Annotated in this window: 18 protein-coding genes; 9 read left to right on the forward strand and 9 right to left on the reverse strand. The window is 61.7% G+C overall.

The features are described 5' to 3' along the window. Positions 1–31: 31 nt before the first annotated feature. From DN745_RS19535 to frr, 5 genes are all read left to right on the forward strand, one after another. The gene (locus DN745_RS19535) at positions 32–1,123 is read left to right on the forward strand and encodes a hypothetical protein (protein WP_204355105.1); all 1,092 of its coding nucleotides are present in this window, start codon (positions 32–34) and stop codon (positions 1,121–1,123) included. A 337-nt stretch (positions 1,124–1,460) separates the two neighbouring features. Further along, positions 1,461–2,282: a 30S ribosomal protein S2 gene (rpsB, locus tag DN745_RS07055; RefSeq protein WP_111333340.1), complete on the forward strand. Its 822-nt coding sequence runs from the start codon at positions 1,461–1,463 to the stop codon at positions 2,280–2,282. A 93-nt stretch (positions 2,283–2,375) separates the two neighbouring features. After that, the gene (tsf, locus tag DN745_RS07060; RefSeq protein WP_111333342.1) at positions 2,376–3,278 is read left to right on the forward strand and encodes a translation elongation factor Ts; all 903 of its coding nucleotides are present in this window, start codon (positions 2,376–2,378) and stop codon (positions 3,276–3,278) included. 114 nt (positions 3,279–3,392) lie between these two features. Beyond that, a complete protein-coding gene (pyrH, locus tag DN745_RS07065; protein ID WP_111333344.1) occupies positions 3,393–4,133 on the forward strand; it encodes a UMP kinase in 741 nt (246 codons plus the stop codon). Positions 4,134–4,242: 109 nt separating this feature from the next. Next, positions 4,243–4,800, forward strand: a complete 558-nt coding sequence (frr, locus tag DN745_RS07070) for a ribosome recycling factor (RefSeq protein ID WP_111333346.1) — start codon at positions 4,243–4,245, stop codon at positions 4,798–4,800. A 128-nt stretch (positions 4,801–4,928) separates the two neighbouring features. Here frr and DN745_RS07075 read toward each other — a convergent pair whose 3' ends face one another. Continuing rightward, on the reverse strand, positions 4,929–5,537 hold the full coding sequence (locus tag DN745_RS07075) for a hypothetical protein (RefSeq protein WP_133622077.1): 609 nt from the start codon (positions 5,535–5,537) through the stop codon (positions 4,929–4,931). 276 nt (positions 5,538–5,813) lie between these two features. Between DN745_RS07075 and DN745_RS07080 the strand changes: the two genes are divergently transcribed. Further along, positions 5,814–8,813, forward strand: coding sequence for an ATP-binding protein (locus DN745_RS07080; RefSeq protein ID WP_111333349.1), 3,000 nt, complete (start codon positions 5,814–5,816; stop codon positions 8,811–8,813). Between the two features lie 37 nt (positions 8,814–8,850). Next, entirely contained in the window at positions 8,851–9,585 is a 735-nt protein-coding gene (locus DN745_RS07085) for a hypothetical protein (RefSeq protein ID WP_111333350.1), read from the forward strand. 42 nt (positions 9,586–9,627) lie between these two features. On the opposite strand, the gene DN745_RS07090 is transcribed toward DN745_RS07085, so the two are convergent. The 5 genes from DN745_RS07090 to DN745_RS07110 form a co-directional block, all read right to left on the reverse strand. After that, positions 9,628–10,593: an FHA domain-containing protein gene (locus tag DN745_RS07090; RefSeq protein WP_111333352.1), complete on the reverse strand. Its 966-nt coding sequence runs from the start codon at positions 10,591–10,593 to the stop codon at positions 9,628–9,630. Between the two features lie 98 nt (positions 10,594–10,691). Next, positions 10,692–11,174 carry a hypothetical protein gene (locus DN745_RS07095; protein ID WP_111333354.1) on the reverse strand — a complete coding sequence of 161 codons (483 nt, stop codon included), beginning with the start codon at positions 11,172–11,174 and terminating at the stop codon, positions 10,692–10,694. Between the two features lie 94 nt (positions 11,175–11,268). Beyond that, entirely contained in the window at positions 11,269–12,324 is a 1,056-nt protein-coding gene (locus tag DN745_RS07100; protein ID WP_111333356.1) for an MlaD family protein, read from the reverse strand. A 145-nt stretch (positions 12,325–12,469) separates the two neighbouring features. Beyond that, positions 12,470–15,112, reverse strand: coding sequence for a leucine--tRNA ligase (gene leuS / locus DN745_RS07105; RefSeq protein WP_111333357.1), 2,643 nt, complete (start codon positions 15,110–15,112; stop codon positions 12,470–12,472). Positions 15,113–15,370: 258 nt separating this feature from the next. Beyond that, positions 15,371–16,249, reverse strand: coding sequence for a serine/threonine-protein kinase (locus tag DN745_RS07110; RefSeq protein ID WP_111333359.1), 879 nt, complete (start codon positions 16,247–16,249; stop codon positions 15,371–15,373). Positions 16,250–16,519: 270 nt separating this feature from the next. Between DN745_RS07110 and DN745_RS07115 the strand changes: the two genes are divergently transcribed. Further along, positions 16,520–17,839 (forward strand): putative metal-binding motif-containing protein, encoded by a 1,320-nt coding sequence (locus DN745_RS07115; protein ID WP_162687522.1) that lies wholly within the window; start codon positions 16,520–16,522, stop codon positions 17,837–17,839. Positions 17,840–17,950: 111 nt separating this feature from the next. Here the strand turns inward: DN745_RS07115 and DN745_RS07120 are convergent, their stop codons facing one another. The 3 genes from DN745_RS07120 to DN745_RS07130 all read right to left on the reverse strand — a co-directional run bounded on the left by DN745_RS07120 (position 17,951) and on the right by DN745_RS07130 (position 20,596). Beyond that, positions 17,951–18,535: a hypothetical protein gene (locus DN745_RS07120; RefSeq protein WP_111333363.1), complete on the reverse strand. Its 585-nt coding sequence runs from the start codon at positions 18,533–18,535 to the stop codon at positions 17,951–17,953. Between the two features lie 272 nt (positions 18,536–18,807). Beyond that, entirely contained in the window at positions 18,808–20,094 is a 1,287-nt protein-coding gene (locus tag DN745_RS07125) for an OmpA family protein (RefSeq protein ID WP_111333365.1), read from the reverse strand. A gap of 118 nt (positions 20,095–20,212) precedes the next feature. After that, the gene (locus DN745_RS07130; RefSeq protein ID WP_111333367.1) at positions 20,213–20,596 is read right to left on the reverse strand and encodes a DUF4398 domain-containing protein; all 384 of its coding nucleotides are present in this window, start codon (positions 20,594–20,596) and stop codon (positions 20,213–20,215) included. A gap of 210 nt (positions 20,597–20,806) precedes the next feature. Here DN745_RS07130 and DN745_RS07135 point away from each other — a divergent pair, with 210 nt between their 5' ends. Then, positions 20,807–22,270, forward strand: a complete 1,464-nt coding sequence (locus DN745_RS07135; RefSeq protein ID WP_111333368.1) for a diadenylate cyclase — start codon at positions 20,807–20,809, stop codon at positions 22,268–22,270.

Genomic DNA, 22,270 nt, shown 5'->3' on the forward strand with positions numbered 1-22,270 from the left:
ATGAATGAGCGAGACCCGAGGGTGACGTCATATGGATGTTCCACAATTTGAACAGGCAATATTGAAGCTGGCCTTTGAGACCGACGCGCGGATTACGACCGCATCGGTGGCCTATTATCTGGGCCTGCCGAGTCGGCGTTGCAATGAGCTATTAAATGCGTTGCTGGCCGAAGGGGTGTTGGAGTTGGACAGCGACGGCGAGGGCAACCTCTTCTACCGCGTCCCCAACAAACCCGCCGGCAGTGACGCCGTGATGGGCCAATTGCGCCAAGAGCGAGAGAATCCGTTCGCCGCCTCGAATCGACTGCTTATTGGGACATCAAATCCGGAAGACCAGGCCGCGGCTCAGAGCACGGGCGCATCGATGGTGCGCGCGCAAAACCAGCTCCCGTCGGGCGTTCGCTTTGTCTCGCCGGGCGATGACGAGGATAACTCCGAGCCGCTGCGCGTGCATGCTCACACCCGTGCGCCCGAGCCGTCCCTCGACACGCAACCAGGCTCCGGGAGTTGGGGCAGCGCCGCGTCGCCGTCGGGGCGCGAGAGACAGGCGAGTCCGCGCCGAACCCTTGAACCCCTGGCGGGCGTCGCCCGTCGCCACGCGCGCCCCGACGCGACGATCAACCGCTGCGGCGCCAGCCCGCTGCTCGTCTCGGACTCGGTGCGCTGCGACCCCAAACCCGTGGCCGCGCGTCGTCCCGTGCTGACAAGCTGCGCCGAGCCCAAAGCCGTGCACGCGCGCAAGCGCTCCACTCAGGCTGATGACTCGATCTGGGGGGCCAAGCCGGACCAGTGGCCTGTGGTGCACCCGTCTTCTCCACGGCGCGTCTTCGGGGAGTCCATCCCGAATCGTGCCACGATGCTTGCGTCGCGCCCCGGCGGCGGTGACCTGGCGATTCGCGATGACGCGCTCACCCAGCCCGAGCATCAGCCGGGCATGGCCCTGTTATTGAGTCTGATCCTCTGCGGAACCGGACAGATCTATAACGGAGAGGTCAGCAAGGGGATCATGATGATGGTGCTGTGCTTCCTGCTGTGGTTCGTGCTCTTGGGCTGGGTCGTTCATATCTGGTCGATCGTCGACTCGGTGGTGGTGGCCGAGCGGGTCAATCGCAGCAACGGTTAGGCCCACAGCAGTCCAGTGAGACCAATTGGCCGCCTGCCCGAAAGGGGCAGGCGGCCATTTTTTGTAGGCGCTCGCACTTTCTCGACGCATTCAACTTCATGTCTAGATTAGAGCATCCGTAGTATTTGCAATATGCGCTTGCGAGCACACTTTCTGCGTGGTACGCACAGCGCGCCAAATTTCGCCGGCGTGCACGGGACTCTGAGCCTGGTAAATACACGCCAAATACACACGCTTCTGGACTGCAGCCCCATGTGCCTCGAATGATCGAGGTGGGGATGGCGGAATGAAAGAGGCGGACGTTTTAACAAACCAACCGAGTAAAAGGAGAGTACCGATGGCAGAAATCACGATGAGAGACTTGTTGGAGGCCGGTGTTCATTTCGGTCACCAGACCAACCGTTGGAACCCGAAAATGGGTCGCTATATTTTCGGCGCCCGCAACGGCGTGCATATTGTCGACCTGAGCCAGACCGTGCGTTTGTTCGCGCGCGCTCAAGAGTTCATCGCCCGTATGTCCGCTGCTGGCGAGAGCATCATGTTCGTCGGCACCAAAAAGCAGGCTCAGGACGCGATTCGCGCCCAGGCCGAGCGCGCTGACCAATTCTACGTCGTCAACCGCTGGTTGGGTGGCACGTTGACGAACTGGAACACCATCTCGAAGTCCATCAACAAGCTCGAAGAGCTCGACAAGATGGCGCGCGACGGTTCCTACGGCAAATACACCAAAAAAGAAGTCCTTATGTTCGAGCGCGATCGTGAGCGTCTCGAGAATAACGTCGGCGGTATCCGCGGCATGAAGGGACTTCCGGGCGCGATGTTCGTCATCGACCCGCACAAAGAAGAGATCGCCATTAAAGAGGCGAACAAGCTTGGAATCCCGGTCGTCGCCGTCTGCGATACCAACTGCAACCCGGACGGAATCGACTATGTCATTCCGGGCAACGATGACGCGATTCGCGCGATTCGTCTTTTCGCGGGTGCGATCGCGGATGCCTGCCTCGAAGGCGGCAAAGCTGCAAGCGCCCGTCGCGAAGAGAGCGCGCGTGAAGCCGCTCGCGCCGCCAAAGACTTCCACGCTGCCGAAGCGCCCGCCAAGGGCCCGGAAGTTCAGCGTATCGGCGAAGCTGCCGATGCTTCGAAGTCGGCTGAAGGCTAAGTCCTCGCGAATCCGCGAGTAACGTAATTATATATAACTTTTGATGGACGCGCGCGGCCCGCTGACGGGCCGCGCCCACCCAGGAGCATAAGAATGGGAATCAGTGCCAAAGAGGTAAAAGCACTCCGTGAACGCACCGGCGCTGGCATGATGGATTGCAAGCGCGCGCTCGCTGACAATGACGGCGATATGGAAGCCGCAATCAAATTCTTGGAGATGAAAGGCATCGCCGCCGCCAAGAAGAAGTCCAGCCGTGTCGCCGCCGAAGGTCTGGTTCGTATCTGGGCCAACGAGGACGCCACCGAGGCGGTCCTGGTTGAGGTCAACAGCGAGACCGACTTCGTGTCGCGCAACGAGCAATTCCAAGAATTTGCAGACAAAGTCGCCGCCGCCATCGGCGCATCCGACATCACCTCCAACGAGGAGATCGGTAGCGTTGCGGTTGGAGACCAGACGATCGAAAGCTTCACCACCGATACCATCGCCGCGCTTGGCGAGAATATCTCCGTGCGTCGCTTCGTTCGCGTGACCTCGCCGGAAGGCCTGGTCGGAACCTATATCCACGCTGGTGACCAGCTTGGTGTGTTGGTCGAGACGAAAGTCAACGGCGGCGCTGATCGTGGCGCGGTCGAGGATTTCGCCCGTGACGTCGCCATGCATATCGCTGCGATGAATCCTCCCTACCTCAACGCCAGCGACATTCCCGCCGCCGAGCGTGAAGAGCAGGAGGCGATCTTCGCCGCTCAGCTCGCCGAAGAAGGCAAGCCCGAGAATATCATTCCGAAGATCATCACCGGAAAGATCAAAAAGTGGGAATCCGAGATTAGCCTGCTTGAGCAAGCTTTCGTTAAGGATACCGACAAGACGATCGCCGAATTCCAGAAGGGCGTTGACGGAGCCGAGTTGGTTGGCTTTGTTCGCTTCCAGGTGGGCGAAGGCATCGATAAGGGCGAAGTCGACTTTGCCGCAGAAGTCGCTGAACAGCTAAAAGGCTGATTCAGAATCGCTTAATAAGCGCCCTTCGGGGCGCTTTTTTTTGGAAACAAAAGGTGTCGCACCTTAGATTTTACCTGAACTTTCGGGTTTCTTATTTCAGTGGCGGAAGGGCATATGGAAAAACCAAAATTTCAGCGCGTACTTATCAAGCTCTCGGGCGAGGCGCTCCAGGGCAACCAGGGCTACGGTATCTGCCCGGACACTCTTGATTTGGTCGCCGACCAGATCTGCGAGCTCAGCGAGCTTGGGATCGAAGTTGGGATTGTGATCGGGGGCGGCAATATCTTTCGCGGCGTCGCCGGTAGCACCGCCGGCATGGACCGCACTTCCGCAGACTATATGGGTATGCTCGCCACCGTGATCAACGGCCTGGCGTTGCAAGACGCGTTCGAGTCGCGCGGGGTCCCCACGCGCGTGCAGACCGCGCTGGAGATCAAAGAGGTCGCCGAGCCCTATATTCGTCGACGCGCCATGCGCCATCTGGAGAAGGGTCGGGTTGTCATCTTCGGCGCCGGCACCGGGAATCCGTACTTCACCACCGACACCGCTGCGGCGCTGCGCGCCATGGAGATCCGGGCCTCGGTCATTCTCAAGGGCACCAAGGTCGACGGCGTGTACGATAGCGACCCGGTCGAGAACCCCGAGGCGACGATGTTTGATCGCTTGACGTATTTGGATGTGTTATCCAAGAATCTCCGCGTCATGGACTCAACCGCGATCAGCCTGTGTATGGACAATAAGCTGCCGATTATCGTATTTAATCTGCGCAAGCGCGGGAATATGAAGGCCGTCATCTTCGGCGAAGATATCGGTACCCTCATCGTCGACAAAGATAGTACATTGAGCCGCGATTAATCAGCGTTGAGCCGTGGGTTTAGTATTAGCTCGCAGCGCGAATTTGACATAAAAACACCGACACTGCGCCCGACGTTGGAGCGCAGGCCGGATCTTCGGAGGAAAAATTATGGATAATCTCGTATTAGATGAATTGAAATCGGGCTACGAGGCGACAATCCGTGGTCTAAGAAATTCGTTGGCAAAGATTCGCACCGGTCGTGCAAATACGAGCATGCTCGACAGCATCCGGGTCGATTATTATGGGCAGCCGACGCCGCTGGCGCAGGTCTGCACCCTGAAGGTCGCCGACCCGCGCCTCATCACGCTGAATCCCTGGGAGAAATCAGTGATTCCGGATATTGAGCGCGCGATCGCCTCATCGGACCTGGGCCTTAACCCGTCGAACGATGGCAATATTATTCGGATCCCGATTCCGGCGCTCACCGGTGAGCGTCGCCAGGATTTGGTGCGCATGGCCCGTCGCGAGGCCGAGGACCACAAGATCTCGCTGCGCAATGAGCGCCGTGACGCCAATGACCAGTTGAAGGCCCTGGAGAAGAACTCGGAGATTTCCGAGGACCAGCTGCACCGGGCGTTCTCCAAGGTCGACGCCTTGACCGAAAAATATACGAAGATGATTGACGAGATCGTGGCCGAGAAAGAGACCGATATCTTGGAGATCTGAGTCGCTTCGGAAGTATCACGCGGCGGCTTCGGCCGGGCGGATTGATTTCGAATAAAACGCGCCACCCCAGCCATCAGGGCTGGGGTTGCGCGTTTTATTTTGCCAGGGCGTCAATTGTCGGCTGAGGGTTATTCGGTCATGCAGGCCGCCGCGCTGGGGGTACACGCGCCGTCGGGGTCGCAGGTTTTGAGGACCATGGTCTCGAAGCAGTCGGGGTCGCTCGGGTCGCAGATCGTGCAACTGTCGCCGCAGACCTTGCCGGCGCAGGGCTCGTAGTCGCCGGGGGGCTCGGTGCAGGCCGCCGCGCTGGGGGTACACGCGCCGTCGGGGTCGCAGGTTTTGAGGACCATGGTCTCGACGCAGTCGGGGTCGCTCGGGTCACAGATCGTGCAGCTGTCGCCGCAGACCTTGCCGGCGCAGGGCTCGTAGTCGCCGGGGGGCTCGGTGCAGGCCGCCGCGCTGGGGGTGCATGCGCCGTCGGAGTCGCAGGTTTTGAGGACCATGGTCTCGAAGCAGTCATCATCTCCGGGGGCACATAGGGTACAGGTGTCGCCGCAGACCTTGCCGGCGCAGGGCTCGTAGTCGCCGGGTTGCTGGGCGATCTCGCCCATATGCTGGCGCGAATCACCGTCGGCCGCCGCCCCGCCGCAGCCGACCAGCGCCAGCGCTAGCGCCAAAAAGGTGACCTTGAGCAACTGGCAAACCATCGACGTCGTTCTCGTCTTGCTGTCATTCATTTTCTTTCTCCAGATCAAAAAATTCATCGCATTGTCGAAACTTTCACGCTGCGAGATTGATAGTAGCCAGTGCCAATGCAATCTCAACGTAGACCTTCTGAACCGACCTGAGCGCATCTGAGAGCTTCTGAGTTTCTGCCCGAGGATGTAGGAGTCGCTGGAGTAGGGATCTTTTCGGTGGTAGGAAGGGCACACTAAAATCTGTACCGATGAGAGGCGCTGGCGGTTGAACCGCCGGTCGAGAATGTGTTGAAACTTTAGCGATCAGATACCGCAATGGGAGAAGAAATTCAGGCAGATAATACCCGGGCGCCCCGAGCATGGGCGGGCGAATTCATCGGGCGGGTCGCGGAGTTGGAGGCGTTTCACCAACTCTCCGCGTCGGGGGCCTCGCTGATCACCGTGTGCGGCGCTCCCGGCGCGGGAAAGACCCGGTTTGTGTGTGAGATTCTAAGCCGCGGCCTTCTTCGAGAGCATCATAGCGCTCCGGTGTTTATCGACTTGAGCGATGCAGCCTCAGGGGCGGATGCGCTTGACCTGGTAGCGCGCACGCTCGCCGCCGGATCATCAGGTGGCCGGAGTGCCGCGCTCGAGCACCCGCTCGTCGGGGCCACCGCGCGATATATCATCTTGGATACGGTGGAACACCTCATCGAGCCGCTATCGGCGCTGCTCATTGAGTGGCGTGCGATCGCCCCCCAGGTTGGCTTCGTTCTGACCTCGCGCGAACCGCTGCACCTGGCCGCCGAGCGCATATTTCAGCTCGACCCGCTGACTCCTGCCGACGCTGCGGATCTGTTGATTGCGCGGGCATACCAGGGCGTCGACGGACCGGGGGAGTCCGAATTTGGCGATATAACCGCCAAGATTCGAGAGCTCGTGGCGCGGCTCGATTATTTGCCGCTGGCGATTGAGCTCGCCGCCGAACACGCAAGAACGCTGCCGATTTCGGAGATCATCGAGCGCCTCGGCGACTCTTTCGACCTCTTACGGAGTCGCCGAAGGGACGTTAAAGGGCGCCATAAATCCCTCCGAGCTGCGCTGCAATGGTCATGGGACACGCTTGGCGCTATCGAAAAACAGGTCCTCGCCCAATCCTCGGTATTTTGTGGCGGGTTTACGCTAAAGGCCGCCATGCGGGTGATCGAAGCGCGGGCCGGGGCGGGGCAATTGGACGTCGCGCAGGTATTGGATCGCCTGGTCGACAAGTCCCTGCTTCGGGTTGCCTCGGAGCCGGGCGCGCCGGCCGCCCGCTATCGGCATTTTCACTTTAGCCGGGCTTATTTTCGCGCCTTTTGGACCACCGGCCAGGGGTTTGAGGGGGCGGCATCCGAGCCGATCACTGAGGCCCGCGATGCCCTGCATCGACGTCACGCGAGCTTCTTTCTTAAGGAGGGCGAGGCCCACCTCGGGCTGGCAAAAACCTGCGCCGCGATGACGTGCGGGGCTTGGCTCAATGCCGAGGCTGAGAATTTGCGCGTGCTCTTCGAGCGCGCATCCCGGTGGCCGGGACACGCCGAACGCCTGCAAGCTGCGCGTCTTTTGGATGAGCACCACCGATGTTCGGGGGCAGTCGAGCTGCACGAGGAATTGCTCGATGATGCCGTCGATATCGCCATCGCTGCGGGGGACGCGTCTTGGCAGGCTGAGTTCTTGCGCCGGCGCGGGCGCCTTCGGGGCCAACGCGGGCAATTCAGCAAGGCCAAGGTCGACTACGAGCAAGCGCTCGCCCTGGGCGACGCCGGCGAGGACGCCGAGTTCATCGCGTGGACCCGATTTGAGAGCGGCGAGCTTGCGCGCCAGCGCGGAGATATTGACCGCGCACTCGCAGAGTTCGGTCGCGCCGAGGATTTAGCCGCGTCAACTGAGCAGTGGGGTCTGCTTCGCAGCGTGCTGGCACATCAGGCGAGTTGCGATGTGGACCGCGGGGATTTCGCCCGCGCGCGCCAGCGGATCAACCGGCTCCACGCGATCAGCGAAACCGACGATCTTCGCGCCGAGGCGGACCTCTATCGGCGGTTGGCCTACGTTCATTATTACCTCGGGGAGTTCGTGGAGCAGCAGCAGCTTAATGAGCATGCGCTTGAGCTGGCGCGCAGACTCGGCGACCGCCGCCAACTCGCGGCCTGCGCCCAGGGGTTGGCCGACAGCTATTTCGCCGACTCAAATTTTGACAAGGCGATCGCGTTATATCGTGACGCCTTGGAGATCCACCGGGAGTTAGGCGACGAGCATCTTGAAGGGATTTTGTTGGGTAATCTTGGGGGCGCCTACCACCGGCGAGAGGACTTTGACGCCGCCCAGGAGGCGTATCGCCGAAGTCTTCGAATTCACCGGGGCTCCCGCGCTACACCCTATCTGGCGGTGACGACTTCGGCGCTCGGGGTGCTTGAGCACGAGCAATCCCGGGTGGCCCAGGCGCGGGCGCATTATGCGCAGGCCTGCGAGCTATTTGAGCTGCTGGACCAGGCATCCGACGTCGCCTCCGTGCTGCTCTACCGAGGTTGGCTTTCGCTCGAAGTTGGCTCCCAGGCCAGCGCAGAGGGTTATTTTGAGCGGGCGCAGGAGCTCTTTGGCCGGCATGAAGCGGACGTGGGCTGGCAGGCAGTAGCGGGCGCATCGTTGGCGGTATTGCGCGCGATGCAAGCCAAGCCGCAGGCTTATACCGGGCTGCTTGAGCGCGCGCATCTTCGGGTGCGCGCGTTCCCCGACTCGCTTGAGCGCAGCCTGGTCAACGGCCTGACGCTTCTGGTGAGGGCGCTGGTCGCCCAGGATGGCGCGGGTTTTGGCGAGGACCTGTGCGCGGCGTGGGCGCAGGACAACTCGCTGCGCCTTCGCTCCCTTCACGCGCGGCTTATTCAGCGGTTGATGCGGCGGCTGCCCGAGGTCTTGGGGGCCGAGTCGGGGCTGCAGGAGATTTCGAGCGCGCACGCAACCGTCGCGCCGGCGCTGGCCGAAGCGGTGGCGACGATCCACGCCGATGGCAGCGGCTTTGAGGTCCCTGGCTTTGAGCCGGCGGACTTGCGCCGGCGTCGCTCGCTGCGCCTTATCCTGGCCGAACTCGCGCGGCGCCACCAGCGCGACGACACCGAGGGGTTCGGGGTCTTTGATGCCTTCGACGTGGGATGGCCAGGCGAGGCGGTGGAGCCGGAGGTCGCAGCCGGGCGGGTTTATTGGGCGATCCGCACGCTGCGCGGCCTTGGGCTTGAGGACTATCTTGTGACCGTGGATGACGGCTATATGCTTGCTTCGTCGTCTCGGATTTTGATAAAATAATGGCATCTAAACACCGCAAGTCATGGTCGGAAATTCTATGAAGACTCGCTGCTTTAACATCGTGCCGAAAGCGTTGACCCTCCTGGCGATTCTGTCGCTCGTGGCGCCGGGTTGCGTCGACTCGGAGCGGACGGACGAGCCGTCTTGGGCCGGCAGTGATCCGGGGGATGCGCTGGCGTGTGTTCAAAGCGACGCTGCTCGCTGCGCCGAGGCGCCGGGGTGCCGGTGGGTTGGGGGCGTGGGATGTCTGTCGAACGCGGAGCTCCCCGGCGCGCAACTTCCCCAGGGCTTTGTCTTTGACGGTGAGTATGATGGGACGCTGGTGCCCGGAGATGCCCTGGGCGGCGGAAAAAAGCAAAAGTCCAAGATGCAGGTGATGCACTACGGCGATGGAAAACAGGTCTGTGGTGAGTTCACCTTCGAGCTGAGTGTCGACGCAGAAAGCGCCGAGCTTTATTTTAGCGTCGAGGGGCGAGTGCTGCGCGATGAGATCGCGATCGCGCTGTCGAACCCGCGCTGCGTCCCCGCGGGGTCTGGTACGCTATGTGAGCGGGTCTTGGGCAGCGGGGAGAGCTCACCGGAGAAATATCTAACGCGCGCTTTTTTCCAGGACAACAGGCTCCTCTTCACCCCGGCGCTGCCCGCGCGCGAGGCGCTCGAGCACTCGAGGCCTCGGCTCGACGGCGGAGCGCTCTTTGATTTGACCTATATGCGCCCGCACGACGGCTTTAAACCCTCCGAGGTCTCCCCGATCAAGGGCTGCGGCGAATAGACAGTTCGGGTCGCGCCGAGCGGGTCTTTTTGCGCATCCGCTCTATCTAAGCATCAGGTAGAATAGATAGCCCACCGAGGCGATCATCATCGCGCTAAACGCAATCAGGAGCATCTCAATGAGCCCCCAGCTGCGCGCCAGTCCACGGGCTTCTGGGGCGTCGCGCTCAGGTTCGGGTGGTGGGGCGAGGAGCGACGCGTTGTCCTCAACGGCCTGGTTGGCCATGGTGGTGCCCTTGAGGTCGGCAGGTTCCTCCGGGGAGCGTGCCGTCGAACTCTGGGCGTCCAGCTCGACGAGCATCGCTTCGAGCGGGTCGAAGAAGCGCAAGACGCAGCGGCCGACTTCGATGCGGTCCTCGGAGGCCAGGTGATAGCTGCCCTCCAGCGGCTCGCCGTTGACCGTGACGCGGTGGCGTGAGGCACCCGGCGCGTCCAGGTCGTCGAGGGTCGTGATCGCGAAGCCGTCATCCTCGGGCCGAATCCTCAGCGGAACCGCGAGCTTTGGGATATAGAAGAGCGCGGTCGGCTCATCGGAGATGGTGATCGAGTCGAACTCATCGGGCAGAAAGATCGACTCTCCTTTTTTGGGCCCGCGCACCACCGTAATACACGCGCGCTCCGCGCTCGCGTCGCTCACGGTCTCCGAGAGCATCATTCGCACCAGGGTTCCGGTATGCGCGACCGGAAGGGCGTTGTCTTCCAGCGGGTTGGTGTTGATGTCGATACGCACGCCGCCCACCTTTACGCACGCGTTGGCCGTGAGCGTCTCGGGGGTTTGGGTGGCCAATAATTTCCCGTTGACCCGGGTGCCGTTGGTGCTCCCGTCATCCCGAATAAGGTAGCGCTGGCCGTCTTCGCTAAAGATGGTGCAATGGTAGCCAGAAACGGCGGGGAAGGGCAGGCGAAGGTCGCAGTCGGCCTCGCGCCCGATGCGGATGCTGGGCGTGTCGAACTCGATAAAGCGTGGGTCGGCGCCGTCGGCTGAAACTACGGAGAGTCTGATGGGCATTTGGGCTCCCTATTCCTGATGGAGCGCCGCGCGAGGTTGGCCTGTTTATGCAGGTCACCACCGTCCAGCGCTTCAAATGAATGGGAACAAAATGGGCGTTAAATTATCCCAACAAAACCCAATATAATGATGGCAAAAAACACAACGACCGCGCCCCAGATACCAAAGGAGATATAACGATTGCTCGTCTTATCGGCGCGGTCCGTCTCGGTGATACGTAAATCCGGTATCGGTCCGCTCGGGTCGCGAAGGTATTTTTCGGCGGCCTGAGACTCCCGCAACCAGAATGAGCGCTCGACATCGGTCAGAATTTGCCCGGATACCTCGACCGAATACTCCAGGGCGATGCGGTCCGGGTGTTCCTGGAGCGTCAGGTGCGTGTGGAGCTCGGTCATATTCGAGCTCCACCAGCTATTCCAGCGCCTGCCGCGCACCAGGCGCGTCGTGTGAGCGTTGTCCTCACTCGAATCGCCGGGTTCCAGTGCGTAGCCATTCTCCCGATAGAAATCGACGAGCAACCCGAGGGCATCATCGATCTCGGCGGTGTTCGAAATCTCACCGGTTTCTCGGAGGGTAGCCATAGATCCTTAAGCGCGCGATAGCGTTTGGTATATAAATTGTATTGTACGTGAATCTATCCCGCTGACAACACTCCCGGCGTGGCGGGAGTGTAGACTATTCCTTCCAGAGGATCTTCCAGGGCTGGCGCTTGATCGTCCGCAAGATCTCCTTGACGTCGTCGTACATCTCGCGGTCTGCCAGGACCCGGCCGACCGTGCCTTCGCCTTCTTCGATGCGCGCGATGATGGAGTTTGCGCTGCCCGAGGCGGCCTCGATATTCTCAGTGCTCGCGTGAACATTGTCGACGGAGTCCTGAATCTTCTGCTCATTATCGGCGAGCAAGCGCTTGGCCGAGTCGCTGATCACGCGGGCGTTCTCGGCGGTGACCGTCGCGTCGTCGAGCAGCGGGGCGATCTTGCCGTCGACCTTGGTCGAGATGCTGCGCGCACGCGAGGCGGTGGTCTGCGCGTCCCGAAGCATTTGCTGCACGCCTTTCCCGTCGTCGACCGCGAAGTTCAGCGCGGCCAGCAATTTGGCGGCCTCTTCGGTGGTCATGCGGGTATTATTGACGGTCTCGTCGATATTCTCGCGGTTGTCGACGATGAGCTCATCGAGGTGGCCCATCAGCGACGCCGCGTTCCCCAGCAGATCTTTGGTGGGCATCGACGGGTCGGTCAGCAGGTCTTGGACCGTGTCGAGCAACCCGGAGGCCTTGCGCACGATGACGTCGAGGCGGGGCGGCTGGGTGCCCTGGACGACCGCGCCTTCCTCAAGCAGAGCCGTGTCCAACGAGACCGTTTCGATCTCGATATACGGCTCGCCGAGCACGCCGCGGGTGCTGATGAAGAAGTTATTGTCCACCCGCAGGGAGTCGGCATATTCCTTGTCGATGCGCAGCGTCGCGCGCACGCCGACCGCCGGCTTGCTGGGATCTTCCTTCTTCTCGGTGGGCTGGAATTTGAGCTCCTGCACGTTGCCGACGCTGATGCCAGCGATCGCGACTTCGGCGCCGGGTTTGAGGCCGCCGGCATTATCGAAGTCGACGTGGAGCGTAAAACCGTCGGAGAACGAGAAGTCTCCCAAAATCAGTACAAAACCGACCAAGAGGGTGAGGGAGAAGAGCACCAGGGCTCCAACCTTGACTTCAATAGAGGTTTCTTTTTTCTGCATCACTACCTGACGGCTATACGGAAATTCACCAACTAATCGTCCACTATATTCAACCAGAACGCTCAAACCCGCAACAGGCGTTTGAGTTCAAGCTTCGCCCCCGCAGGCTTTTGATGGCCTGCGGGGGCGATTTACCCTGCGATCATTATTTGCTGATGACGAAGTTCAGGATTCGTCCCGGCACATAAATGATTTTGCGGATCTGCTGGCCGTCGAGGTAACGCGCGATATTCTCATCGGCGTGCGCCGCGGCGACCACGGTGTCCTGGTCTGCGTCCACCGGCACCTCGATGGTGCCGCGGACCTTGCCCATGATCTGAACGGCCATCTCGACCGAGTCTTCGCGCGTCAGGGACTCATCGTAGTCGGGCCACTCGGCGAGGCTGATCGAGGCGTCGTGGCCCAGGATCGACCAGATCTCCTCGGCGATATGCGGGGCGAAGGGCGATAGCATGATGACCAGCGACTCAACGCTCTGGCGGGAGACGTCGTCGAGCTTATAGAGGAAATTCACGAACGCCATCATCTGGGCGATCGCGGTGTTGAAGCGCAGCGCCTCGGTGTGCTCGCTCACCTGCATGATGGTCTTGTGCAACTCCTTAAGCTCGTCGCCGGTCGGCTCGAAGTCGAGGATATGAGACGAGAGCTTCGGCTCGGCCTGGGCGGCGTCTTCGGCCTCGCTCATGTCTTTTTCGACGACCAATCGCCAGATGCGCGACAGGAAGCGGTGCACGCCGTTGACGCCGCGCGGGTCCCAGGGCTTGGTCTGCTCCAGCGGTCCCAGGAACATCTCATAGAGGCGCAAGGAATCGGCCCCGTATTCCTGGATGACGTCGTCCGGGTTGACCACGTTTCCGCGGGATTTCGACATCTTCTCGGAGAGCTGGTCGAGCACGATATCGTGCTCCGGGTGCATCGGCGCGTCATCGGCCCAGCGCACATCTGCCGGGGCGATCACGACTTCTTTGAGGGAGTCCTGTTCGTCATCGCTCAACGCGTCCGCGCCGGCTTTATCGAGGACGGTTCCGTCCGCTTTTTCCCAGTAACGATACGTGCGCCCAAGGATCATCCCCTGGTTCACGACGCGCTCAAACGGCTCTTTGGTCGAGACCACGCCGATATCATAGAGCACCTTGTGCCAGAAGCGCGCGTAGAGCAGATGCAGCACCGCGTGCTCGGCGCCGCCGACGTAGAGGTCGACCGGCATCCAATACTTTTCTTTGTCCTGCGCCCAGGGCTCCTCGTCGTTCTTCGGGTCCAAATAGCGCAGATAATACCAGCAGGAGCCGGCCCACTGCGGCATGGTGTTGGTCTCGCGGCGCGCGGCGATGCCGGTGTCCGCGTCGACCGTGTTGACCCAATCCTCAATCGTGGCCAGCGGGGACTCCCCGGTGCCGCTGGGGTGGTAGGCCTCGACCTCCGGAAGTCGCAGCGGAAGCTGCTCTTCGGGCAGCGCCACGGTCTCGCCGTCTTCGCGGTGGATGATGGGGAAGGGCTCGCCCCAGTAGCGCTGGCGGCTGAAGAGCCAGTCGCGCAATTTATAGTTGATGGTCGCCGCGCCTTTGCCTTCGGCTTCCAGCCACGCGGTGATCTTCTCTTTGGCCTCGGCCACCGACAACCCGTTGAGCTGCCCGGAGTTCACCAACTCGCCGTCGCCGCTATAGGCTTCTTCGGCGATGTCGCCGCCGGAGATGACCTGGCGAATCGCGATGTCGTATTTGGTCGCGAACTCAAAATCGCGCTGGTCGTGGGCCGGGACCGCCATGATGGCGCCGGTGCCGTAGCTGATCAGCACGTAGTCAGCCACCCAGATCGGGATCTTCTCGTCGTTGACCGGGTTGATGGCGTAGGCGCCGGTGAAGACACCGGTCTTATCTTTTTGAAGCTCACTTCGCTCCAGCTCGCTCTTGGTCGCGGCGGCCGTGCAATACGCCTGAACTTCGGCTTTGCGCGCGTCGGCGGTGATCGTGTCGACCAGCGGGTGCTCCGGCGACAGCACCATATAGGTCGCGCCGAAGAGGGTGTCCGGGCGCGTGGTGAAGACACGCACATTGGCGTCAAGGCCGCCGGTGCTGTCGGGGTCCACCTTGAAATCAACCTCGGCGCCGCGCGACTTCCCAATCCAGTGGCGCTGCATGTCGCTGAGGTGGTCGGGCCAGTTGAGATCATCGAGGTCATCGAGCAGACGATCCGCGTATTTGGTGATCGCCAGCATCCACTGGCGCATCGGCTTGCGCACCACCGGGTGCCCGCCGCGCTCGCTCTTGCCGTCGATCACTTCTTCGTTGGCCAGCACCGTGCCGAGCGCGGGGCACCAGTTGACCGGAACCTCGGCCACGTAGGCCAGACCCTTCTTATAGAGCTGCAAGAAGATCCACTGGGTCCACTTATAATAGCCGGGATCGGTGGTGTTGATCTCGCGGCTCCAATCGTAGCTAAACCCGAGGGCCTTGAGTTGGCGCTTAAAGGTCGCGATATTCTCGGCCGTCTTCACGCTCGGGTGCGTCCCGGTCTGGATCGCGTATTGCTCGGCCGGCAGGCCAAACGCATCCCAGCCCATCGGATGAAGCACATTGAAGCCGCGGGCGCGCTTAAAACGCGCGACGATATCGGTGGCCGTATAGCCCTCGACGTGGCCGACGTGCAGACCCGAGCCCGAGGGATAGGGGAACATGTCCAGGACATAGTATTTGGGCTTGCCGGGCTGCGCCTCGACCCGGAAGGTTTCGTTATTCTCCCAGTATGCTTGCCATTTCGATTCGATTTGATTGGGGCGGTAGTCAGTCATAGTAGAGTCGCTTTAATAAAAGGGTTTCAGCCAGATGTAGTCCCGGCAGATGTAATTCATGCGGGCGAGGTGTTCAAGCGATGACTTGCTTTAAATAACGCGTCGAGCGGAGGGGGGCGCCGGGAATCTTGGGCGGCGGGGTCAATTCGGCGGGGCAAAGCGCAACTTCGGCCCGGTAGTCCGGGGGGATATCGCTCTTTCGGGGCGCACAAATTCTGCCTGGCCGCTGGGGCGCGGGGGGGCATCGGTTTGCGGCATCTATTTAAGGCGCGGCCCGATTTCGGGCGACAAGCTCCGGCTTCGCGGGGGCGGGGCGGGGAGATTGAGCAGCGCCTCGGTCGCCGCCTGGGCGCTGGCGAAGCGGTCGGCTGGGTCCTTGCGCATCAATTGATGGAGCCAGGATTGGAGCGTGGCGGGCACTTCGAAGTCCGGGCAAAACGGCCCCGCAGGGGTGTTGAGGTGGGCCTGGGTGAGCGGGATAAATCCATCGCTGCCGAAGGGCGGGCGCCCGGTGGCGACCGCGTAGATGGTGCAGCCCAGGGCGTATAGATCGGTCCACGGGCCGATATTCTCGGTTTCGCCGCGGATCTGCTCCGGGGCGGAGTATTCGGGGGAGCCGCGATATTCGCGGGGGCAGGCGCCCGCGGTGCGCGGCGTGGCGGCGGTCAATTGGGCGATCCCAAAGTCGATCAACTTGTACGCAGGCGCGCTCGCGGGGCTAGAAAATCGCAGGATATTTGCGGGCTTTATATCGCAATGAATGATCTGCTTTGCGTGCAGATAATCCAGCGCGCCCAGGACCTGCAGGAGCAGCGCACGCACCGCGCCCCAGCTTGCCAGGCGCGGCGTGTCGGCGCAGGAGTTCTCGGCCATCTCCATCGCGAGGACCGGGGTTCCGTCGAGCGTTTCGGTGTCGTAGACGGTCACGATGCCCGGGTGAGACAGCGTTTTGAGCAGCGCGAGTTCGTATTCGAACTCGCGCCGCCTCCAGGCGACGTCTTTGGTGGCGTTGGAGAGTTTTTTGAGTGCAATCGGGTAGTGGTATACGCTATGGGTGCCGCGCCAGACCTCACCGATGCTGCCGTGTGCGATGATTTCCGAGAGTGATACGTCGCCAATGCGCAGAGTTATTTTCATAATTTGACTTTAATGGGTCGCGTTAGTTGTCGTATCGTAGAACGCGAGCCGGATGGATGAGCCAAGCCATATCGGTCGGTACCAATAATAAACGCATTTGCGCGCGCGAAAACGGCGGCGCAGCATGGAGGTCAGCATCTTCTGTGTTAAAGTGCCGGCGCAGTTGATTGAACGCGCTGAGTCTAATTTTCGATAGGAAAGCATATGATAGAAGTTCGCAGGGTATCCATTTTTCGCGCGCTGCTTTGTTGCGTCTTTTCGCTGGGCGTCATGGCAGGGTGTGCAGAGGGGGATTCGGGTGATTGGGAGACCGAGGAGGTCGACAAAGGCCAGGATGAAGAGCAGGGCGAGTATTGCGAGGACCAGGATGGCGATGGCTTTCTGGGGATCACCGCGCGATGCCCCCGCGGCACCGATTGCAACGACCTCGACGCCAATATTAACACGAAGGCCACCGAGATCTGTGGCGATGGAATCGACAATGACTGCCGAAACGGCGACGCCCCGTGCGAGCGGGAGTGTGTTGACGCCGATGGCGACGGCTACGGCGATGGCCCCGGGTGTTTAGGGCTCGATTGCGACGACACCAACGCCGCGATCAACCCCGGCGCGCGCGAGATTTGTGGCAACGAGATCGATGAAAATTGCGACGGAGCCGACGAAGCGTGCCCGGTCAATTGCACCGACCTCGACGGCGATGGATACGGCCCGGCCGGGCAGAACTCGGATTGCCCGTTGCAGGGCGATGACTGTGACGACTCGGACGCGTCGCGAAACCCGGGCGCCCAGGAAGTCTGCAACGGCGTCGACGACAATTGTGACGGCCAGGTTGACGAGTGTGAGCAGACCGGCGCGGAGTGCTCCGGGACCTCGGCCTCCGACGCCTGTGTGGTCCAGATCGGCGCGAGCTGCAGCACGAACGCGGAGTGCGAGAGCCCGGCGCGCTGCGACTCCCAGGTCTGGGAGTGCCGTCTTCCGGTCGGCGAGAGCTGCACGATCACGGATGACTGCCTGGCCGGATATGTCTGCAATGGCGGCGTGTGCAGCGGTGAGTTTTGTGACCTTAATACCTGCTCGGGGGACTTCGGCTATTGCTCTTCGGAAGCCGAGCGCTGCGTCGAGTGTAACCCGGATGCGGCCGGCGACGGCGGATGCCCGGGCACCCAGACCTGCTCCTTTCAGGGGTTTTGCGCCGACGCGCTGTTGATCGCGGACGCGGATCCGGTCCCCGGTCATCCCGCAGTGCGCAACGACATCTACGCGCTGTCATTGGCCGTGGCGGATTGCTGGATCGATTATCGACACGCAGACCGCGATGAGCTCTGCCAGATCTTGTACCTGGGCGACGACGTCGGCCCCATCACCGAGGAGGATATGAAGAGCGCGTTTGTCGATGGGCACCTGAATTTCATCGACGCGGATCGCCACGAGGCGCTCGACGACCTCTGGGGAGAGGGCTTCTGGAATGTGAAGAATATTCACTGGCGCAGCGAGCCACAGCCGGGCAGCTTTTTGGAGTATTGCGTCTGGTATGACACCAAGAATCGCGACGAGGTGATCGTCGAGAATTGCTCGGAGTTCTCGCCCTGATCGCGGTGAGCAACGCGAGTTAGAAGAAAGCCGCAGGGCGCGTATTCTCGACGAATATCGCGCCCTGCGGCTTTTTTGTGGTGTTGCGCTCTGGCGGCTCCCCACACGCCTTCAGGGGCGTGGCGAGTCGATGGAGTCGGTCGAGAGCTTCGCGGTGCTGCGCATCTCACGATGCGGCGCTAGGGGACCGGGTTGCTCGGCGCTTCGCTTCGGCGGCGCCGTGTTCAGCGAGGCGCGCATGCGGGTGAAGAGCTCGTCAATGCGCCCAGTCGACACGTTGAGCTTATGGCCGATGCGATAGACCAGGTCGGTCTGCTCCTGATTTGCGCCGCTGCAGAATGTGGTCACGATGGCCAGGCAGAGCGCGTGAAATTGAGTGGTCGGCGCTCTGAGCCGGCTGCAGGCCGACACCAGCAGGATGCCGAAGGCGCGCGGGTGGGCAAAGAGGCGACGGATGCGGAATTCGCAGCCGTCGAGGTGGGCCGCAAAGGAGGCGTGCGCGACCCAATCCGCCTCGCAAAATAGCTCCATCCACGCCACTTTTAGCTCCGCGTAGGCGCTAGGCTCCGCGTCCACACCCCCCACCAGCGCCAGCGCGACGATGAGCTCCGCGATGGCCTCGACTTCGCTCTCCTCCAGCGCACGTAGAGCCGTCCAATCAGGCAAAATCTTCTGATAAATCTCCACCGATGACATAAGGCGCACCCCCCAATAATCACATTGTCAGGTCGACCGGCTTGCGTTTCCTGGCGTCGACGTAAATGAGCTATACGTAGAAACTAGACACATCGATTGGGCTTGCGATGGGCGCGCCGAGTTTCGTGCATTGGCGGGTGTGACGGCGGCGAGTCAACCACAAGAAAGATACCCGCGCCCTCGATCGTCGGGGGCGCGGGTATCTTCGTTTTGAGCATTCGCGCCGGCGAGCACATCGCGAGTGACGCGGCCGCTCAGGTTAGGCCATTGTGTCAGGGCATCGGGCCATCCTGGATGATCCCCGGCCAGTCATCCTGCCCCTCGATATAGTCTCCTTCTTCGCCCTCGGGTTGCATCTCCTCATCGTCGGCGCTCTGCTCCGGGGCGAGGTAATCCTCACCCGGGGCCGCCGGGTTCGCGGCATCGCCGGGGCCGGGCTCATCGCTCGGGATGATCTGATCGACCGGCGGCAGCGGGCTGTTTAGCCGGTCGCCGGTATTGTCGAGATAATCGTCTTCCGGCAGCTCCTGCTCCTGGGCGTCCTCGGGACCACCGCCGATGGCCTCTGCGTTGTCGAGGATAATCTCGACACGACGGTTCATCGCGCGGCCCTCCGGGGTTTCATTGGAGGCGATGGGGCGGTCCTGGCCGTAGCCCACGGTGTCAATGCGCTCGCCCGGTATGCCGCGCGAGACCAGGTAGTCTTTGACCGACTCGGCCCGGTTTTGCGACAGGGTCTGGTTGAACTCTTCGGAGCCGGTCGAGCTGGTGAACCCGGCGACCGTCAGGGTGACCTCGGGTTGCATTTTTAGCGCCTCGGCCACGCGTTGCAGGTTCTGGCGCGCGATGGGCAAGAGGTCGTATTTGCCGTTCTCAAAGAGCGTCGCGCTGTCCAGGCTGATGATCGTCGCGCCGCCGGCGTCCTGGCGAACTTCGGCCACGTTCGCCAGCTTTTGCGTGACCTCTTCGAGCTGGGCTTCGGCGGCTTCTCGCCGCTCAATCTCGGCGTCGAGTTGGGCCATCGCGTCCTGGTATTGGGTCTGCAGCGACTGCATATCCGCCTGGGTCATCTGCTGCTCATCAAGCTTGTCCAGGGCGTCCTGGAGCTGGCGGCGCTGCTCCTGAAGTTGTTGCTCGTTGAGCTGACGGGTGGCCGCGGCGCTCTGTTTTTGGACGGCGAGGCGGCGCTGATAGTGCATGCGCGCGGCGTCGGTGCGCGCGAGCAATTCGTTCTCGCGGGCCTTGCGCGTGGTCGCCATATAGTTGAGCTCCGCGCTGGCCATCGCCTGCTGAGCCCGGCGAAGCGCCAGGTACGCCATGGTATGCGTGGTGTTGCTGTCGGCGCTGTCCTGATAGGCCTTCTCGGCGCGGGCCAGGCTTTGCTTGGCCTGCTGAAGCTCGGTGGGCGCGTATTGGGCTGCGTGGCTGTGGTTGGCGGCCTGATTATAGGTGCTGCGCGCCTCTTGGAGATGTTTAGGGGGCGTGCTCGCGCATGCGCTCAATGTTAGCGCAAGCGCCGCGCAACACCCCACGAATATGACCGAATTGGATCGATTCAAAACTTCCTCCTCGCGAAAAAATTAAGACGGAACAACGTCATCATCACCGCCGCGATGCCCCGCGGGGGGCGCGCCGAAGGGGCGCGCGCCCTGGGGCGCGGGCCAGGCGGGGTGGGGGTTAGTTTTTGAGTTGCTCATCGAGTTGCCGGATTTCCTGGTTAATGTCGCGCACCTGCATCGCCATTTTCTGCTGTTTACTCATGGTCAGCGCCAAGTTGGCGTCGGCCTGGGCGCGGGCCAGCGCGAGCTTCGCGGCAGGGTTATTGCCGGCCTGAATGGCCTTATTTGCTTGGGCCACGCCGTCGCGCGCGTAGCTTAGGTAGAGCTTGGCCGTCGGCATGCTCTCTGCGCCAAGCGCCCGCGCGGCGCTGATCGTTTTTTGCGGGCGGGCGTAATCTCGGGCGCTGATCTGGGCATCGGACCCGGTCGAACAGCCAAAGCCGAAGCCGGGAATAAGGACCAGGGCGAGGATGAGCGAGGGCATCGCGAGTCGAGTCTTCATTGCTACTCCTCCTATCGATGATTCGGCGAGCCACTTAAACCTGACTTCTACGCCGGAGCGGCCGCAACGCTAAGGTATTGGATTTGCCTTAAAGCAGGTTGGGCGCAGTCATAATAGTGAAGTTAAACACCGGCGGCATTCAGCAAGTGCTTGTATTCTATCGGGAATTTGCGCGACTGGCGCCGCGCGGCCCCAAAGGGAGAGCCAGATATGCTCGAGTCCATCGCTCGCTTCTTTGAGGTGTTGGCGTTCAATATGCGCGCCGCGGATATCCTCGACGTGCTTTTGACGACGGTGTTCCTTTACGCAATTTTCGTCTGGATTCGGGACCGAATCTCGCGGGTGGTGGGGTTTGGCATCGCGCTGATTGGGGTGATCTACGGGTTGGCGCACTATCTTGGGCTCTACTTGATGTTGATGGTCTTTCGCGTCGGCGCGGTGGTGATTGCGCTGGCGGTGGTCGTGGTTTTTCAGGACGATATCCGCCGGCTCTTCGAGAAAATTCGGGTGATGAACCCCTGGAAGGCGAGCGACCCCAAATTCGACCAGCATCAGCTCGAGGTCCTCGTGGAGGCGGTCGAGCGGATGGCCAGGGGCCGGGTCGGCGCGCTGATCGTATTGCCCGGGCGCGAGGCGCTGGGCGTGCATCTACATGGGGGAATCGAGGCGCGCGCGACCCTGAGCGTGCCGCTTTTAGAGAGCATCTTTCATCCCAAAACCCCCGGTCATGACGGCGCCGTTATCATCGAGGATGGGCGCATCGACCGCATCGCGGTCCATCTGCCCCTGTCGACGCGCCACGCCAAGCTCAACCAGGGCGGCACGCGCCACGCCGCGGGCCTTGGGCTCGCCGAGCGCAGTGACGCCCTGGTCATCGTTGTGTCCGAAGAGCGCGGCACGGTCAGCGTTGCTCAGGAGCACGAGCTCGTCGTGCTTGATTCGGCGGCTGACCTAGGTCCACGAATTGAGGCGTTTCATGCGTCTTCGCGCGAACACCCCGAGGAGGTCCGCTGGCTTCCCCATTGGCTCACCCGAAACTTTCGCCTGAAGATACTCGCGTTATTGGTCGCCTCGACCCTCTGGCTATTCTTTGCCCACCGCGTCGAGAACGTGCGGCGCACCTATGAGGTCCCGATCGAATACCGCGGTCTGGCCGAGCAGTGGTACGTCGAGGAGCCCAAGCCCATCAACGCCCGCGTCGAATTCACCGGCTCCGAGCGCGCCTTCGACAACGTCGACCCCGCTCGCCTAAAGCTGTCGGTGGACCTGAGCGCGCTGAGCAAGGGCTCCCAGCGCATCGCCCTGGAGGACGCGCAGCTCGACGCCCCCGCGGGCATCAGCGTCGCCGAGATCAACCCGCCGGTGCTTAACCTGACCGCCAGCGAAATGGTGAAGACCAAGGTCGCGGTGCGCGCCCAGATAAACGGAAAACCCCTGCCGGGATACGAGGTCAAGAAGGTGGTCACCGAGCCGGGGCGCGTCCAGGTGCGCGTGCCCAAGGCGATGGCGTCGACGATTCGAGAGCTTCAAACCGAGCCGATCTCTTTGGAGGGGTTGGACACGTCGAAGAGCCTGAAGGTGCAGCTCTTACCCGGCAAGGATATCCGGTTCCCGGGCGACGCGCCCCCGGTCGTGAGCGTGCGCCTTGAGATTGAGAAAGCCGCCGAGCATTAG

The sequence above is a fragment of the Bradymonas sediminis genome (assembly GCF_003258315.1).
Lineage (GTDB): Bacteria > Myxococcota_A > Bradymonadia > Bradymonadales > Bradymonadaceae > Bradymonas > Bradymonas sediminis.

Coding starts and splice junctions, on each gene's coding strand:
- DN745_RS19535 (WP_204355105.1), top strand. CDS start 32: ATGGATGTTCCACAATTTGAACAGGCAATATTGAAGCTGGCCTTTGAG.
- rpsB (WP_111333340.1), top strand. CDS start 1,461: ATGGCAGAAATCACGATGAGAGACTTGTTGGAGGCCGGTGTTCATTTC.
- tsf (WP_111333342.1), top strand. CDS start 2,376: ATGGGAATCAGTGCCAAAGAGGTAAAAGCACTCCGTGAACGCACCGGC.
- pyrH (WP_111333344.1), top strand. CDS start 3,393: ATGGAAAAACCAAAATTTCAGCGCGTACTTATCAAGCTCTCGGGCGAG.
- frr (WP_111333346.1), top strand. CDS start 4,243: ATGGATAATCTCGTATTAGATGAATTGAAATCGGGCTACGAGGCGACA.
- DN745_RS07075 (WP_133622077.1), bottom strand. CDS start 5,537: ATGAATGACAGCAAGACGAGAACGACGTCGATGGTTTGCCAGTTGCTC.
- DN745_RS07080 (WP_111333349.1), top strand. CDS start 5,814: ATGGGAGAAGAAATTCAGGCAGATAATACCCGGGCGCCCCGAGCATGG.
- DN745_RS07085 (WP_111333350.1), top strand. CDS start 8,851: ATGAAGACTCGCTGCTTTAACATCGTGCCGAAAGCGTTGACCCTCCTG.
- DN745_RS07090 (WP_111333352.1), bottom strand. CDS start 10,593: ATGCCCATCAGACTCTCCGTAGTTTCAGCCGACGGCGCCGACCCACGC.
- DN745_RS07095 (WP_111333354.1), bottom strand. CDS start 11,174: ATGGCTACCCTCCGAGAAACCGGTGAGATTTCGAACACCGCCGAGATC.
- DN745_RS07100 (WP_111333356.1), bottom strand. CDS start 12,324: ATGCAGAAAAAAGAAACCTCTATTGAAGTCAAGGTTGGAGCCCTGGTG.
- leuS (WP_111333357.1), bottom strand. CDS start 15,112: ATGACTGACTACCGCCCCAATCAAATCGAATCGAAATGGCAAGCATAC.
- DN745_RS07110 (WP_111333359.1), bottom strand. CDS start 16,249: ATGAAAATAACTCTGCGCATTGGCGACGTATCACTCTCGGAAATCATC.
- DN745_RS07115 (WP_162687522.1), top strand. CDS start 16,520: ATGGCAGGGTGTGCAGAGGGGGATTCGGGTGATTGGGAGACCGAGGAG.
- DN745_RS07120 (WP_111333363.1), bottom strand. CDS start 18,535: ATGTCATCGGTGGAGATTTATCAGAAGATTTTGCCTGATTGGACGGCT.
- DN745_RS07130 (WP_111333367.1), bottom strand. CDS start 20,596: ATGAAGACTCGACTCGCGATGCCCTCGCTCATCCTCGCCCTGGTCCTT.
- DN745_RS07135 (WP_111333368.1), top strand. CDS start 20,807: ATGCTCGAGTCCATCGCTCGCTTCTTTGAGGTGTTGGCGTTCAATATG.